The sequence below is a fragment of the Epilithonimonas hungarica genome (assembly GCF_900102265.1).
Lineage (GTDB): Bacteria > Bacteroidota > Bacteroidia > Flavobacteriales > Weeksellaceae > Epilithonimonas > Epilithonimonas hungarica.
The window spans coordinates 844,624-860,748 of the sequence record NZ_FNBH01000001.1 but is presented as its reverse complement, the minus strand read 5'-3'; the positions used below and the strand labels follow the sequence as shown (position 1 = coordinate 860,748).

General features: G+C 36.7%; 13 protein-coding genes. 12 read left to right on the top strand and 1 reads right to left on the bottom strand.

The window, feature by feature from the left end; translation table 11 throughout:
- The first annotated feature begins 1 nt into the window (after position 1).
- The 3 genes from BLT30_RS03990 to namA all read left to right on the top strand — a co-directional run bounded on the left by BLT30_RS03990 (position 2) and on the right by namA (position 2,251).
- Positions 2 to 457 (top strand): DUF1569 domain-containing protein, encoded by a 456-nt coding sequence (locus tag BLT30_RS03990; RefSeq protein WP_089871603.1) that lies wholly within the window; start codon positions 2 to 4, stop codon positions 455 to 457.
- Positions 458 to 635: 178 nt separating this feature from the next.
- Positions 636 to 1,082 carry a hypothetical protein gene (locus BLT30_RS03985; protein ID WP_139166568.1) on the top strand — a complete coding sequence of 149 codons (447 nt, stop codon included), beginning with the start codon at positions 636 to 638 and terminating at the stop codon, positions 1,080 to 1,082.
- 107 nt (positions 1,083 to 1,189) lie between these two features.
- Complete coding sequence (gene namA / locus BLT30_RS03980; protein ID WP_089871600.1) at positions 1,190 to 2,251, top strand: NADPH dehydrogenase NamA; 1,062 nt, start codon at positions 1,190 to 1,192, stop codon at positions 2,249 to 2,251.
- A gap of 157 nt (positions 2,252 to 2,408) precedes the next feature.
- Here the strand turns inward: namA and BLT30_RS03975 are convergent, their stop codons facing one another.
- A complete protein-coding gene (locus BLT30_RS03975; RefSeq protein WP_089871599.1) occupies positions 2,409 to 2,771 on the bottom strand; it encodes a winged helix-turn-helix transcriptional regulator in 363 nt (120 codons plus the stop codon).
- 127 nt (positions 2,772 to 2,898) lie between these two features.
- Here BLT30_RS03975 and BLT30_RS03970 point away from each other — a divergent pair, with 127 nt between their 5' ends.
- From BLT30_RS03970 to BLT30_RS03930, 9 genes are all read left to right on the top strand, one after another.
- Positions 2,899 to 3,690, top strand: coding sequence for an SDR family oxidoreductase (locus tag BLT30_RS03970; RefSeq protein ID WP_089871597.1), 792 nt, complete (start codon positions 2,899 to 2,901; stop codon positions 3,688 to 3,690).
- A gap of 21 nt (positions 3,691 to 3,711) precedes the next feature.
- The gene (locus BLT30_RS03965) at positions 3,712 to 4,029 is read left to right on the top strand and encodes a nuclear transport factor 2 family protein (protein WP_089871595.1); all 318 of its coding nucleotides are present in this window, start codon (positions 3,712 to 3,714) and stop codon (positions 4,027 to 4,029) included.
- Between the two features lie 226 nt (positions 4,030 to 4,255).
- The gene (locus BLT30_RS03960; protein ID WP_089871593.1) at positions 4,256 to 5,086 is read left to right on the top strand and encodes a helix-turn-helix domain-containing protein; all 831 of its coding nucleotides are present in this window, start codon (positions 4,256 to 4,258) and stop codon (positions 5,084 to 5,086) included.
- Between the two features lie 172 nt (positions 5,087 to 5,258).
- Positions 5,259 to 6,164 (top strand): alpha/beta fold hydrolase, encoded by a 906-nt coding sequence (locus BLT30_RS03955; protein ID WP_089871592.1) that lies wholly within the window; start codon positions 5,259 to 5,261, stop codon positions 6,162 to 6,164.
- Positions 6,165 to 6,318: 154 nt separating this feature from the next.
- On the top strand, positions 6,319 to 7,803 hold the full coding sequence (locus BLT30_RS03950; protein ID WP_089871590.1) for a T9SS type A sorting domain-containing protein: 1,485 nt from the start codon (positions 6,319 to 6,321) through the stop codon (positions 7,801 to 7,803).
- Between the two features lie 171 nt (positions 7,804 to 7,974).
- Entirely contained in the window at positions 7,975 to 9,603 is a 1,629-nt protein-coding gene (locus BLT30_RS03945; protein WP_089871588.1) for a tetratricopeptide repeat protein, read from the top strand.
- Positions 9,604 to 9,710: 107 nt separating this feature from the next.
- Complete coding sequence (locus BLT30_RS03940) at positions 9,711 to 12,041, top strand: VPS10 domain-containing protein (protein ID WP_175487124.1); 2,331 nt, start codon at positions 9,711 to 9,713, stop codon at positions 12,039 to 12,041.
- Positions 12,042 to 12,179: 138 nt separating this feature from the next.
- Complete coding sequence (locus BLT30_RS03935; RefSeq protein ID WP_089871585.1) at positions 12,180 to 14,747, top strand: DUF2339 domain-containing protein; 2,568 nt, start codon at positions 12,180 to 12,182, stop codon at positions 14,745 to 14,747.
- Positions 14,731 to 15,948: a hypothetical protein gene (locus BLT30_RS03930; protein WP_245707105.1), complete on the top strand. Its 1,218-nt coding sequence runs from the start codon at positions 14,731 to 14,733 to the stop codon at positions 15,946 to 15,948. The genes BLT30_RS03935 and BLT30_RS03930 overlap by 17 nt, the downstream gene beginning before the upstream one ends.
- Positions 15,949 to 16,125 lie beyond the last annotated feature (177 nt).

Genomic DNA, 16,125 nt, shown 5'->3' with positions numbered 1-16,125 from the left:
AATGAAGAATATTTTTGACCAAAACGACACATCGCATTTCATCAAGAGAATCAATGCACTCACTGAAGATTCTTTCCCGAAATGGGGTGTAATGTCTGTTGACAAAATGCTGGCTCACTGCAACGTGACGTACGAACTCATCTACGAACAGGAAAAACACAAAAAACCAAATCGTCTAACGAAATGGATTCTGAAACAGTTTGTAAAACCAAAAGTCGTGAACGAGGTTCCTTATAAACATAACTCCCCAACTTCCGCAATGTTCGTAATTACGGACAACAAAATCTTTGAAGAAGAGAGGAAAAGAATCATCGGATTCATCCAGAAAACACAGCAATTAGGAGCAGAAGCTTTTGACGGGAAAGAGAGTTTCAACTTTGGAAAACTCACCGCAACCGAATGGAACAATATGATGGCAAAGCATTTGGACCACCATTTGACACAATTTGGAGTTTGAATAATTTCCCAAACTTTGTTGATTTTTTTCTATCTCCTTAATCAAAATAATCTTCGAGAAAATAAATATGGGCAGCTTAATCCGTCTTCCACTCCCGCTTTTTTCTTTTTTGAGAAAAAAGAAAAAGAGCTCCGTTCAAGCCGGGCTGTGAGTGATTCAATGTTTTAAAATTATGGTTATGAAAAAAGTAGTTTTTCTTTTATTCCTTATTTTCGGAGTTACAATTTTCAACGCACAAGAAGTTGAGAAATTAATTAAGAATAACAACGAGTTCTTCACTGGAAAAATTGATAATTCAGCTAATCTGAAAGTTCTTTTTGAAACTATTTCTACAGAAAATCAGGAAAAAAACACTTATAAAGTGTTCGGTTTTTCGGATGTCGAAGGAACAAAAGCTTACTTTGAAGGAACTATAACTTTTAACGCAGAAAAAACTAAAAATTCCAAAGACCAATCCAAAATCTATGATTTGAAACTGTCGGAAAAAGGAAACGGAAAACACAACGGAATTTTCTCCGGAGTATTAACCATCAAAGAATCATCAGACAAAAACCAATTGAAATTCGAAGGAGCGTGGACCAACTATGGAAACACATTGAGCTTTCCTTTCTATTTCAATAACTAAATTAAGTATAAACAAAAGACACTTCGACAGACTCAGTCTGACATTTCTAATAATAAGTGTTGTCACGCTGACGCTCTCGAAGCCTTTCAAAATAATAAAATCTAAAAATGAAACTTTTCACACCAATAACATTCAGAACCATAGAACTGAAAAACCGAATCGTAATGTCGCCAATGTGTATGTACTCTGCAGAAGACGGCGTGGCGAATGATTTCCACTTTGTTCATTATGGCAGTCGTGCTCAAGGCGGCGTTGGTTTATTAATAACAGAAGCAACCGCAGTAGAACCCCGCGGAAGAATCACGAACAAATGTCTGGGGATCTGGAATGACGAACAAGCTTTAGCCTTGAAAAAAATCGTCAATTTTGTTCATACAAATTCGGAAAGCAAAATCGGGATTCAGCTGGCGCACGCTGGGCGAAAAGGTTCTGTTTCCGCTGAAACCAACCGACAAATGAGTTTGGAAGAAGGTTGGGAAACCATTGCGCCAAGTCCGATCCCGTTTCATCATTCGGAAAGAGTTCCCCACGAATTATCAGTGGAAGAAATTAAAACTCTGGTAGAAGATTTCAGAAAAGCAGCGAAAAGAGCTGTTGACGCTGGATTTGATGTAATAGAAATTCATGGTGCGCACGGTTATTTGATTCATCAATTCTTATCACCACTTTCCAACACAAGAACCGATGAATATGGTGGAAATCCAGAAAACAGAGCAAGATTCTTAATGGAAATTGTAGATGCCGTAAATTCAGAAATAACAGAAAAACAAGCACTTTTTGTAAGGATCTCCGGAACCGAATATGCAGAGAATGGCTGGGAAATCTCCGACAGCGTAGAATTGGCAAAAGTTTTGAAAACTAAAAATGTAGACTTGGTAGATGTTTCCAGCGGTGGAAATATCAATGGTGTAACCATTCCTTTGAAACCGAGCTACCAAGTTCCATTGGCAGAAGACGTTAAGAAAATTTCGGAGATCGAAACCGGCGCAGTTGGATTGATCACTTCTGCAGAACAGGCTGAAGAAATCTTACAAAACGGACAAGCCGATTTGATTTTCTTGGCCAGAGAAATTCTGAGAAACCCTTATTTTGCAGTTCAGTCTTCCTGGAAAAATGGGGATGACTGTTTTTATCCACATCAATATCTGAGAGCAAAACCAACAAAATAAAAAAACCGCCCTCATAGAAAAGAACGGTTTTAAAATGAATTTGGGTTTATCATTTTGGAGTTACTAAGGTAGAGAATAAGAAAACCTGTCCCAATTTTCTAGAACTGACTTTTGACAGAATATCAATAAAACTTTCCTTTTCGGAAAGTTTTTGTTTTTACTCTAAATTCAACCTTTTCAAGATAACTTCTCTCAGATGCTCTTCATTGGCATCGCCCCATTCTCCAATCGCTGAAATCACCGGAATCAGTGTTTTACCAAACTCCGTCAAACTATACTCTACTTTTGGAGGAACTACTGGATAGATAATTTTGCTCACCAGGTCATGGTCTTCCAGTTCTTTCAGCTGAATATTCAGAACCCGACGTGAGGCGTCCGGTATCTTCCGTTGCAGCTCACTTGGCCTTTGATGTCCTTGATGGATAAACCATAACAGCCGGATCTTCCATTTGCCATAAAGAACTTCGCCTATCAAATCCAGGCCACAGTTCAGATTCGGAATTATTTTTCTTTCATACATGTTGCAAAACTAAACCTATGTTCCGATTTGTACAATAGGGGAAAAAATTATCCCTATATGAATCATATTTCCGTACTTGTATGAACTGTTTTTATGCCCCAATTTTGCCCTATAGATATTTAAACAAATGGAACAATTTAATTTCAACAATGAGTTATCTGGCAAGATTGCTTTGGTAACAGGAGGAACAAAAGGCGCAGGCAAAGCCATCGCAGAAAGGCTTTTACAAGCGGGGGCAACCGTCATCATTACCGCAAGAAACGCCCCTGAACAAGAAAACAGTCAACTACATTTTATTGCGGCCGACCTCAGCACAGCAGAAGGTGCCAACAAAGTGATTCGTGAAGTGCTGTCAACTCATAGCAAGCTGGACATCCTGGTAAACAACCTTGGTGGCTCGTCTACGCCCGCCGGTGGTTTTGCCGCATTAACCGACGAAGACTGGGAATCTACACTGCAAGCCAACTTGCTTGCTCCAATCCGACTGGACAGAGGATTTTTACCTCAAATGATTGAACGCAAAACAGGAGTCATCATTCACATTGCTTCGATACAAGGTATATTGCCACTTTACGATTCTACTTTGCCATACGCCGCTTCAAAAGCAGGACTGATCAATTACAGTAAAAGTTTATCCAATGAAGTGACACCAAAAGGTGTTCGTGTGCTTACTGTTTCGCCCGGATGGATCAATACGACAGCATCGGAAGCCTGGCTGGGCGAGATTGCCAGAAACGCGAATAGTACCGTAGAAGAAGCACAACAAGGTGTAATGGATGCTTTGGGCGGGATTCCTTTTGGAAGACCTGCCGAACCACAGGAAGTCGCTGAATTTGTTGGCTTTTTAGTTTCTCCAAAAGCAAAATATCTGACAGGAACCAATTTTGTAATCGATGGCGGCACGGTACCGACTATTTAATAACCTTTAAAATTTAATATTATGAACTTACCAAACGTAATTCAGGAATTAGTAAAAGCAAAAAACAATTTTGACAGTACTGCCTTTGCAGAATGTTTTGCAGAGACAGCCGTAGTTTTTGACGAAGGCAAGACGCATACGGGCAGAAAGGAAATCGAGCAATGGATTGACAATGCAAATAAAGAATATCAGGATACGATGGAGCCGGTAGATTATGATGAAAAAGAAGAGATATTATCAGCAAAAGTTACAGGATCATTTCCAGGCAGTCCTCTTATTTTGAAATTTCATTTCAAGATTGTTGAAGGGAAAATTCAGAATCTAAAAGTAACCGAGTAAAACATCTGTCTGGAAAATCCAATGTTTAGATGCAGGGCTGAAGTGAAAATTTCAGTCTTTTGCATTTTCTGTAACTAAACATTTACCGGCTTGAACTGTGGCTATTTCGATTGTTCTGAGATAGCATTTGAAATTCGAGGCTGGATTATTAATTGAATCTTTAAAAATTGAAGAATAATTAGACTTTGCCTAAATTTGTTTGATCAAGAAAAGTCAATCGGATAAAATGCTCAAAGAATTTTCATACAAACAGTTTGGTCAGTTGCGGTCTTCGGATGATAAAATCGAGGAAAGTACACTATTGTCTATTGCTGAAAATATCAAGATTCTATTTTTGCCAAGAAACACTTCTGTGAAAGTTGACTTTCAGACTTTCAGTTTAGAGGGCGATGCTTTGCTTTTTATCAATCCGAAAGTGAAAATTCAATTTTTAAGCAGTGAGGAAAACAAAGAAGTACTTTTGCATTTCAACCGCGATTTTTATTGTATCGAAATTCACGACCAAGAAGTGGCTTGCGATGGCATTTTGTACAATAATGTATTTGAAGTTCCTTTTATTGAGCTGAATGATATTCAGGCTTCCGGCATCAAATCGATTATTGAAGAAATACAATTTGAGATGGAAAATGAAGACACAAATACGGAAGAAATGCTCAGGATTTTACTTAAACTCATCATTCTGAAATCGACCAGAATTTGGAAACAGAAACATCAATTATCGGAAGAAGAGAAGCAGACGGATGTTCATTTTCTAAGGAAATTCAGCAAGTTGGTGGAAGAAAATTATAAAACGCATCACACAGTAGCAGATTATGCGGAAATGCTTTTCATCACGCCGAAAAGCCTCAGTAAAAAAATTGGTTTATTGAGCAAAGAAACCCCGAACGACATCATCAAAACCCGAATTATCCTAGAAAGCAAACGACTTCTAGCCCATACAACAATGAGCGTCAAAGAAATTGCCTACAGTCTGAACTACGAAGACGATGCTTATTTCGTTCGTTTTTTCACGAAGAATGCAGGTGTTTCTCCAACTTCATTCCGAAAACAATTCTGATATTTTTTGAATTAAATAGTTTGCAAAAGCGTGATTTTAGGTCACGCTTTTTTCATTTTTATTGTGTTGGGGAAAAAGTGCAATTCAAGGCGAAAACTGTCCATTGATGTGCGACGTTTTTTGGTAGAAATTTGCATCATCAAACAAACAATAAAAAATAAAATTTACAACAATGAAAAATTTAGCTTTAGTAATCGTGATGTTAGTTTCTTTTTTCGCTAACCAATTTATGGCTCAAACTCAAAGAACTCCAGCTTCTGCAGGACGCGCAGAATACATCGAAGTAGAAAAAGGTGTCAAATTGCACGTGACCGACCTTGGCGAAGGCCAACCAATTGTCCTGATCCACGGATGGCCTTTGAGCGACGAAATGTATGAGTATCAGTATCAATACTTATCCAGAAAAGGTTTCCGAGTGATTGGCATTACGCTTCGTGGTTTTGGAAAATCGGACAAACCTTATGGAAAATATGATTTTGATGTTTTTTCTGATGATATCAAAGTCGTTTTGGATAAATTGAAAATAGAAAACGCTTTATTGGGAGGTTTTTCTATGGGTGGCGCAGTTGTGCTACATTATGTGACCAAATACAATTCTGCACACGTTGGCAAACTCGCACTTTTTGGCGCAGCAGCACCTTCCTGGAGCAAAAGATATGGTTTTCCAAATGGTGTTCCTGCCGATGCTGCTGAAAACTTAATCAAAGCAACAATGACTGACAGACAAAATCTAGTAGCAGGTTTGGGCGCAGCTTTTCAGGCCAAAGAAGGTAATATTTCAAAAAATATGGAAAGATGGATTGAAAGAATTAGTCTGGATGCTTCGCCTTATGCTACAACTGAATCTATCAAATCTTTGAGAGATTTGGATTTGAGACCTCAACTTTCAAAGATCAATATTCCGGTTGCAATTTTCCACGGTGTACAAGATAAAAGTTGTCCTTTCGTTTGGGCAGAGGATCTGCAAAAAGGTATTAAAAATTCTAAACTGATTCGATTTGAAAACAGCGGTCACGCGCTATTCTTAGAAGAAGTGGACAAATTCAATACAGAGTTGGAGAAGTTTGCAAAATCATAACTTACTGAATCTTTTAGAATTCCTAAAAACTTTCCTTTTTCGGAAAGTTTTTTCGTTTTCACAGAAATTGACAATTGCTGTCACATAATGTCACGCCTTATTTAAAAGCTATTGGGTTACTAATATATAACTTCACTCTACAAAAAAATTATATATGAAAAAGTATTTATTCTCGAGAATTTTAAACAAAGGAATCTTATCGATCTCTGTTTTCAGTTTGACATTGGTTTTTGGACAATATCAATCAAAAAAAATCACCGCTTCCACCAGAGAAAGCCGGGCAGAATTCGGAACATCGGTTGCTATCAATGATAAATTTATAGCTGTTGGCGCTTCCAGGGAAGAAGTTGCAAAAGGTGCCGTTTACATTCATCGAAAAAATGGGAGCAATTGGGACTTCAATCAAAAAATTAAAGCGCCGGACGGAGTAGAAATGGCAGAATTCGGTGGGAGTATCAAGTTTGGAACCGATTTTCTTTTGATTGCTGCAGGAAGAGCAGACATCGAAAATACGATTCGGGCAGGAGCTCTATATGTTTACAATTTGGATTCTAATAACCAATGGAATTTCACAAAGAAATTAGTCGCTTCAGATTATGATAACGATGCTTTGCTGGCTGTCAATCCAACTTCCCTTGCTGTCAGTGGAAACACGATCGTTGCAGGCGCTCCTGGATTCAGTAGTTGGAACGGCGCGGTTTACATTTTTGAAAAAAACGGCAATGATTGGGAAGAAACACAGAAAATCACTTCGCCGGAGAGCGTGGATTTTGGGAATTTCGGGATTGGCGTTGGAGTTTATGGCGATTATCTTGTGATTGGTGCAAGTGGCGTTAACAACAGTTCAGGTAAAATTTATATTTATAAAAAGAACACTTCCGGAGAATGGATTTTTCATCAGAGTCTGGTCTCATCAGACAATTTTGAGAATTCCTATTTTGGAAATTCAGTTAGTATTTTTGGTAACGAATTAGTTGTAGGCGCTTACACGGAATCAAATACCGGAAATCCGTCGATGGCTTATATTTTTAAACTGAATGATAATGGAAACTGGGAAGAAACACAGAAAATCCCGAGTTATGAATCGTCTGAGCACACTTATTTCGCTTGGATGTGCGAATTGAAAAATGACAAGCTTATAATCAGCGCACCGCATCTTTATGGAGCAAACGAAGGAAGGACTTTGCTTTACAAAAAGAACGTCCAAAACAATTGGGAACTGGACCAGGAACTGAAGCCTGGAGATGATGTCACCGAGGATTTTTATGGTTGGAGTCTTGCTATGAATGATGATGAAATCATCGTGGGCGCATCCAGAGAAAACTTTGATAGTAATGATGAAAATGAGCTCAATGATGCTGGTTCAGCTTATATCTTCACTCCCTCGAGTCTTGCAACGAATGAAAATAATCTTTCTAAAAATCATGTGAAAATTTATCCAAATCCCGCTAAGGATTTCATCAATATTACAAGTCGAAAAGAAATTAATTCAGTTGAAATTCTGGAACAATCCGGAAAAAAAATTTCGGAATCCAAAGAATTAAGAATCAATGTTTATCAACTTCCAAAAGGAATTTACATTCTGAAAATAAAATTCTCAAACGGAAGTTCATCAATTCAAAAATTGATCAAACAATAATTATAAAGACACTTCGACTTCGCTCAGTGTGACAACTCTAGTAATAGAACATATCTCACACAATGTCAGTCTGAACGGAGTCGAAGGCTTTGGATCATATCGTTCCTAATCTCATCTTTTTTGCTTTTACGATTAATTATATCTATATTTCGTTATCGATTTGACTAGAAGATGAAATTATTTCTGAAAATAATCCCAATCATTATACTTTTTGTTCTGCCTTCCACAATGTCCGGGCAGTCCGAAAAAGAATATGAGGTCATCATCGATTCCGCTATTCAGAAGATGTTCCGAAAAGAACATACAAAATCTCTGGAAATGCTGATTCGGGTAAAAACGGTTGCCGAGCAGAGGAAATGGGCAAAGCAAAACTTCCGCGCAACCAACAATATTGGTCTGAATTATTATCTGATGACGGACTTTGGCGAAGCTTTGAAATTCTATCTGGAAGCTTACGACATTGCGACGAACATGCCCGACAAGAAGCACGTAATGACCGTTGTCAACAATATTGCAGTTCTCTATTTCCAGGAAAAAAACAACAAGAAAGCCTATGAATACTTCCTAAAAGCTTATCAAACCGCAAAAGAAAATAACCGGAATGACAAAGCCGGCGCTTATGCCGTGAATCTCGGTTTGGTTTTGAATAAATTGAATCAAATCAATGAGGCTTATAAATACATTCAGGAAGCGGAAACCTTGACCAAAGACGACCCGAAAGTCAATATAATGTACAAAATGGCTTTGGCAGAAAATCTTTATCTCAAGAAAAAACATCAAGAAGCGGAAACCATTATTGATAAATTAATTCCTCAGCTTCAATCGCCTGATGAAAATGAAAATCTGGTTTTCCTTCTTTTGATAAAAGCGCAGATCAGTGAGAAAAAAGGCGATTTTGTTCAGGCAAAAACTTTGGCTTTACAGGCAAGAAAACTTTCTCCAAATATCAATAACAGAGAAGAGGTTTACAATTATCTTTCAAAAATCAATGCGGAAACCAAGAATTATGATGCGTCTTTGAAGTATAAAGATTCTGTGATCATTGCGAATGATTCGATTTCCAAAGTCAACAATTCGGCGTTGTTCAATAATGGGAAAATCAAGTTCGAGATGCAGAATTACCAGTTCGAACTCAAAGAAAGTCAACAACGTTTGAAGGACGAAAGAAAAATCTTCTACATCATCATTGCTTCTGCTGTTATCATCATTTTGCTTGTTCTGCTTTTCCTTTATAATAACTCGATAAAATACAAACAGCAGAAAAAAATCACACAGCTGGAATTTGAGAAAAAACAAAGCGACAATTTGATTCTGACGCAACAACTTAAAGAACAGGAAACTCTATCATTATTAGAAAAAGAACGTCTCAAAAACGAAATTGAACAGCAAAACCGACAATTGACTTCGCAAGCGCTGACAATTTCCAGCAGAAATGATGTGGTTGAAGAAATCATTGAAGCGATTGTCAATCAACCTGAGATTTCCAATAATTCGAGCTTGGTAAAATCGATTAAAGATTTAAAAATTCAACTCAAGAATAATAATCAGTGGGACAGTTTTTTCAAACATTTTGAAGGGGTTAATCAGAATTTCATCACCACATTGAAAGAAAGACATCCGGATCTGAGTTCTTCCGAGATCAGATTCATCTGTTATGTTTATATGAATCTGAGTCATAAGGAAATTGCTTCGATTCTCAATATCAGTCCGGAATCCTGCAGAAAAAGAAAGGAAAGAATCAGCAAAAAACTGAACTTACCTGAAAAAACAAACCTATTCGATTATATATCAACGATTTAAACAAAATATTGTCACGAATAAAAATAACAAGTGTCACAATATGTCACGCCCTAATTAATATGAATCTTTGTCTTTTTCATCAATTTTACACAAATAAATTTTTGGATATGAAGAAAATATTGACTCTATTTTTACTGGCCATCTGTTTCAGTTTCACTACAAAACTGACCGCACAGATCTCATTTCTAACTTCGCCGGATTACGGGCAGATTTTTGATGTGACTTACGACCCAGTCAAACCCGATGTTTTGTACGCTAATACGGTAACCAATCACATCGTGAAAAGCTCTGATAACGGAAAGAATTGGGAAGTTCTGTATTCTTTCCCGCTAGACCTTAGTTTTGGAACGATTAAGAATTTGCGATGGACGCAAGACCAGAAATATCTTAGCTTTATCGTGACGGCGGAAGGTACCGTTTACAATCAGGTGATCATCATCGATCCTGCTAATGGAAATGTCATCAAAAAAATCGATTCCCCAAATGGAAGTATGTCTGGAAATCTCATAATGTCCTACTCTATTACCGGAAATGATTATGAGAATATCCTTTTGCACACGACCTATATGTTCAACTTCGGGCTTATAACTGATATATTTTACAGCAAAAATGGCGGAGACAGCTGGCAAAAAGTTTATGCTAGTCCTAATAACGACGGAGTTAATGTGAACAACGTTGCGATACATCCAAACAATCCTAATAAATTATTCCTGGCCAGAGGTTTTTCTGCGGGAACAAAATACGGCGGATTATTTGTGTCCGAAGATTCCGGAAATACCTGGACAGAGAAACTTGCAGGAACCAATTATTCAGCGATTACATTTGACCCGGTTGATTCTCAAAAAATGTTTCTGGGAACGTTCTATCTTGCAGAAAATCAGGTTGAGAATCTTTACAGATCTACGGACGGCGGTAATAATTGGAGCATAGTTCCAATCACCTGGACAGAACTTTCTACGAACAGCATTCAGAAAATTGTCATCAATCCAAAAAATTCCAACGAAGTAATAGTTTTGGAAGAAAATGAGATCGTGATATCAAAAGACGGAGGAAACAGCTGGACGAATTATGTTTACCCTGTCAATGATTTGGAAAACAAATATTATTATGGACTGAACGCAACTTACAATCCATCAAACAGCAATGAACTGATCATCAGTTCCAATTACTATCCTTTTCATTCTTTGGATGGCGGAATCACGTTGTCGAGATTCAAAAATCCGTTTGCGAACAATACCGATAAGGTAAGCTTTCACAACAGCACAGAAAAACATTTGTATTATGGATTGAGAAGAGGCTTTATCCATCAGAATTTACAAACTGGAGAAGAAACGCCTATCAATCTCCAAGCAATCAACTTTTTCCCGAATTTCAACAATAATGGACTTTTTGCGGATCCATTGGTTTCCGGAAGAGTTTATATCAGCACCAGCGGCTTTATGGGCTCTACTTTTTCTGTAAGTACCAATCACGGCGCAGATTACTCAACAGGATACAGCGATTATGGACTGAATATTATGAAAGTCGCCACATCCAAATCAAATACCAATCATTCCTGGGTGGCTTTCAGCGAGACGGTTAGGAAATTTGATTTCACCAATATGAGCGGAATTACAAGTGAAGAAGTGATGCTGCCTTCGTTTGGTACTGTTTTCGGAATCAGCATCGATGAAAACAATGAGCATAATGTTCTTATTTCCCAGAACAATAATGTTTACAGAACAACAGACGGCGGACAAAACTGGACACCTTCAGAAAGCGGATTGGAGGTTTTGGAAAAAGATGTGGATTATATTTATGACATCACAAAAAATCCTTTTAACAAAGACCAATTGCTCTTGTCCACAACTCAGGGGATTTTTATTTCCAATGATGCGGGTGTGAAATGGACTCAAATCTACAGTGGCAATGTCATCAACAAAGCCGAATTTTCGCCTTACAAAAATGGTGTTATCGTAGCAACTTCCAATTTTATGAACGGAAGTGGCGATGGTTATGCTTACCCGCCTTCGCAAGTGAGAATCGTTTATTCGACTAATTTTGGACAAACCTGGAATGAAGTTTCTCCTGAGAAATTAGGTTACTTATTTTCAGAATCTTCAGCCATCAATTTTCTGGAAGATGAAAAAGCAGATATTTATTTCAGCACTTCTGATCTGGGATTGATAAAATATCAAATCAGTCTGGAAACTTTAGGAACTAATAATAATTCGTTATCCAAAGCTGAACTTGTCATCTATCCGAACCCAACTTCTGATTACATTAATATCTCTAATGATAAGGTAAAAGAAACATCGATTGTGGATCTCACAGGAAAAACTTTAATAAAATCGACTTCCAAAACAATTGATTTATCAAATCTTCCAAAAGGCGTTTACATCTTGAATGCAACTCTTGAAAACGGAAAATCTATCTCGAAAAAAGTGATTAAAAATTAAAATTTCTTCATATCAAAAAAGAGACCTGGCAAAATTTGTCAGGTCTCTTTTGTTTTAAATCAAAGATTGGTCTCATATTTCCTTTTCTACTATTACCAAACTCTATTTCGTTATATTTGTTAACAGAAAACACTTTTTATGGAGATATTCTTACTATTGCTCATTTTGGTTTTTGTGATTATCATTCACAACAAATCAACTTCCAATCATCAGGCGACTCAAAATTCGATTAACCAACTCCAGGAAAAAATTGACACTTTGAAATCTGAAATGAATGGCAGACCCCAAAACGTCGAACAACCGGAAGTTCCAATCATCAAAGAAGAAATCAAACATGAAGAAGTAATTTCCTTTAGAGAAACTTCAGAAATCATCGAAGAAGAAAAGATTCCGGAAGAAGAAATTCAGCCAGAAATCATTGAGAATGTTCCACCAATTATAAAAGAAGAAGAGCTTTCTCAAACTGAACAAAAAATCGCCTTCTCCGCAGAAAACAGAGTAAGAGAAGTTCTGCCTCCTAAAAAATCCTGGCTGGAGAACTTCAAAGAAAATAATCCGGACATCGAGAAATTCATCGGCGAAAATCTGATCAATAAAATCGGAATTCTGATTTTGGTTCTCGGCATCAGTTTCTTTGTGAAATATGCGATTGACAAAGATTGGATCAACGAACCAGCGCGTGTGGGAATCGGCATCTTGGCGGGTGCACTTGTGATGGGAATAGCTCACCGATTAAGGAAAAATTATTCTGCTTTCAGTTCTGTCTTTGTGGCCGGGGCAATTAGTATTTTTTATTTCACAATCGGAATTGCGTTTCACGATTATCATTTGTTTAGTCAGACCGTTGCTTTCGTTATTATGGTTGTCATTACCATTTTCAGTGTATTTGTTTCCGTTTCTTATGACCGGAAAGAATTGGCAGTTTTGTCTTTGATTGGCGGTTTTGCCGTTCCGTTTATGGTCAGCACAGGCGAAGGAAATTACAAAATACTCTTCACTTACATTGCGATTCTGAACATCGGAATGTTGATGATCGCTTACTTCAAAAAATGGAATCTGGTCACTTTCCTCGCATTCATTTTCAGTTGCCTGCTTTATTCGGCTTGGTTTGGAAAAGGCTTTTACGAAGACCGATTACCATATCGTGGTGCTCTGTTTTTTGCTACAATATTTTATATTATTTTCAATGTTGCGACGGTTATCCATAATCTCCGAAACAAAGGGACTTTCACGAAGCTGGAATATTTCATAATGGTTGCCAACACATTCTTCTACTTTGGAATGGGAATCAGCATTATCGAAAATTGGAAACCGGAATTCAAAGGCTTGTTCACAGTTGCGCTGGCTTTGTTCAATTTGGTTTATGCGATATTTTTATATAGAAAATTCGGGTTGGACAAGAATGCGATTTATCTTTTATTGGGATTGACATTAACCTTCGTGACATTAGCCATTCCAATCCAATTCAAAGGAAACTACATCACATTATTCTGGGCTGGAGAAGCGGTTTTACTTTTCTGGTTATCTCAAAAATCGAAAATTGCAACCTTTAAATTAGGCGCCATTATCGTTCAGATTTTGATGCTGGGAAGTTTGATCATGGATTGGGAAAAATATTATTCCGGCAATGTGATGGAACTTAAACCTTTCCTGAACAGAATGTTCATCACCGGAATTGTCTCACTTACTTCATTGACCTTGACTTATATTTTATTGAAAAAAGAGAAAGATAACACTGATATTTTTGGGTTCGAATTCCATCCTTCATCTTATAGAAATATCATTTTAGGCGTATGTATTCTAGTCGGATATTTTACCGGAATGCTGGAAATCAGTTATCAGGCTAACGATTATATTAGCAATTATTATTCTGCGTTATCATATTCGGTTCTGTATCATTTCTTGTTCAGCGTTGGTATCATTTATTTTGTTTTGAAGCTTCAAGATAAGTTCTGGAACAGTTTCATCATTCTTCTGGCCTCGATCAATATTCTTTTATACATCGCATTTTTCTACAAATTGACTTACAATGAGCTGACAGAAAATTTCGTTATGAATTCATCTTCCAGATCCGCTTATTTTATTCATTATATTTTATTGATTTGTCTGGCATATTTCGGATATGTTTTGATTAAATTTAGAAATGAAAGTCTGTTTTCCAAACTTCTGAATCACAAATTAGCTTTGTGGGTTTTCGCATTTTGCATTGTTTATGTTTTGAGTAATGAAGTGATGATTCACGGATTAATGTTTACCAAAGACATTATTTCTCCTGCAGAATTAGCTAAATATCCATTGAATAAAACCGGTCACAGCTACGAAAAAGAGATTTTCATCGATGATAAATTCGAAGCGGTAAAGGTCCAAATCATTAAAATCGGCTATCCGATTCTTTGGGGTGTTTTGTCTTTTGTTTTCTTGATTATCGGCATCAAAAAACAAAATCAACCGTTAAGGATTATCGCTTTGTCTTTATTAGGTCTTACGATTATGAAGTTATTTGTTTACGATATTAAAAACGTTTCTGAGACTGGAAAAATCATTGCCTTTATCTTATTGGGTGTTTTGATTTTGATCATTTCGTTCGTTTATCAAAAAATCAAAAGATTGGTTGTAGATGAAAAAAAATTGTCTTCGGATGAAACTTTGGAAGAACCAATTGAAACCAATGAAAACCAAAAACCAAACGATGAAGAAATTAATTAGTCTAATATCAATTCTGATAGCGGGGTTTTCCTTCGCTCAAAGTTATCAGGGGAAAATCAATAAAGTCCCGGAAAACGGCTTGCATCAGATATTGCTAACTCCAGAAGTTCGGTCTGCGTCACAGAATAATATCGATTTTTTAAGAATTTTCGATGCTAAGAATAATGAAGTTCCTTATTTGTTTTATGAAGGGAAATCCAGTAATTCCAGTTTCAAGAATTTTACAATCCTTTCAAAAACTGCAGTTCCGAATGTTGCAACGTCCGTCATCATTTCCAATGAAAACGCATTGAACATTGACCATCTGACGTTGAAAATCGCCAATACGGATGTCGATAAAAAGTACAATATCAGTGGAAGCAACGACCAAAAAGAATGGTTTGGTTTGGTCGGTAATCAGAAAGTAATCGGACTGAATGATGCCGGCGAAAACTTTGTGGAACGTGATTTTGCTTTTCCTTTGAATAATTACAAGTTTCTGAGATTTGATTTCATCGATAAAAACTCGTTGCCTATCAATATTCTTGGAGCCAGCTTGAAAGAAAGTCATTCTGTCAATCAATCGAAAACCGAATTGCAAAACTTTACTCAAAAAATTGAAACGGATAAAAAATTAAAACAAACCAAAATCACGATTACTTTCCCAAATCCGCAAATGGTTGACGGAATCTGTTTCGATATTTCTGCGCCAAGTTATTTTCTGCGTGATGCGAGGATTTTGATTAATAAATCTAGAGTTTATAAAAAATCGAATGAAAATTATATTGAAAATATTTCTGCTTTTCAACTCAATTCAAAAAGTAAAAACAGATTTGATGTTCAAAGTTTTTTTGCAAAAGAATTCATAATAGAAATTGATAATCAGGATAATCCAGCGTTGGAAATCAAAAAAATCAATCTTTTCCAATCACCAATCAGTATTTTAACCGATTTAAAATCCAATGAAATTTATACTTTAAAAATTGACTCCACTTGGTCAGCACCGCAATATGACCTCGCCAATTCCGGAATCGATTTTAATCAGAATTATCCTGTTGCAACCATTTCGAACTTAGAAAAAATAGAACAATCAAAATCTAAGGAAGCAGAAAAAACCTTTTGGCAAACGCCTTTGTTTATGTGGATTTGTATTGTTTTAGCAGTTGCAATTATTGGTTATTTTGCGGTTGGATTGATTAAGGATATGAATAAGGAGAACTGATTAATTTTAGTTTATCGCAATTTTTACACCTTAGTTTTATAAAGGTTTGGGAGATGTGTCGTCTGAAATATGTTGGTTTTTCTCTAAATTAGAATTTGCTATTACTTTTTATTTAATTATTTTTAATTCAATTATAGTGTGAATTGGCGCAATGCGTAAAGACAAATACTATGTGAT

Coding starts and splice junctions, on each gene's coding strand:
- BLT30_RS03970 (WP_089871597.1), top strand. CDS start 2,899: ATGGAACAATTTAATTTCAACAATGAGTTATCTGGCAAGATTGCTTTG.
- BLT30_RS03935 (WP_089871585.1), top strand. CDS start 12,180: ATGGAGATATTCTTACTATTGCTCATTTTGGTTTTTGTGATTATCATT.
- BLT30_RS03990 (WP_089871603.1), top strand. CDS start 2: ATGAAGAATATTTTTGACCAAAACGACACATCGCATTTCATCAAGAGA.
- BLT30_RS03975 (WP_089871599.1), bottom strand. CDS start 2,771: ATGTATGAAAGAAAAATAATTCCGAATCTGAACTGTGGCCTGGATTTG.
- BLT30_RS03960 (WP_089871593.1), top strand. CDS start 4,256: ATGCTCAAAGAATTTTCATACAAACAGTTTGGTCAGTTGCGGTCTTCG.
- namA (WP_089871600.1), top strand. CDS start 1,190: ATGAAACTTTTCACACCAATAACATTCAGAACCATAGAACTGAAAAAC.
- BLT30_RS03930 (WP_245707105.1), top strand. CDS start 14,731: ATGAAGAAATTAATTAGTCTAATATCAATTCTGATAGCGGGGTTTTCC.
- BLT30_RS03940 (WP_175487124.1), top strand. CDS start 9,711: ATGAAGAAAATATTGACTCTATTTTTACTGGCCATCTGTTTCAGTTTC.
- BLT30_RS03945 (WP_089871588.1), top strand. CDS start 7,975: ATGAAATTATTTCTGAAAATAATCCCAATCATTATACTTTTTGTTCTG.
- BLT30_RS03950 (WP_089871590.1), top strand. CDS start 6,319: ATGAAAAAGTATTTATTCTCGAGAATTTTAAACAAAGGAATCTTATCG.
- BLT30_RS03955 (WP_089871592.1), top strand. CDS start 5,259: ATGAAAAATTTAGCTTTAGTAATCGTGATGTTAGTTTCTTTTTTCGCT.
- BLT30_RS03965 (WP_089871595.1), top strand. CDS start 3,712: ATGAACTTACCAAACGTAATTCAGGAATTAGTAAAAGCAAAAAACAAT.
- BLT30_RS03985 (WP_139166568.1), top strand. CDS start 636: ATGAAAAAAGTAGTTTTTCTTTTATTCCTTATTTTCGGAGTTACAATT.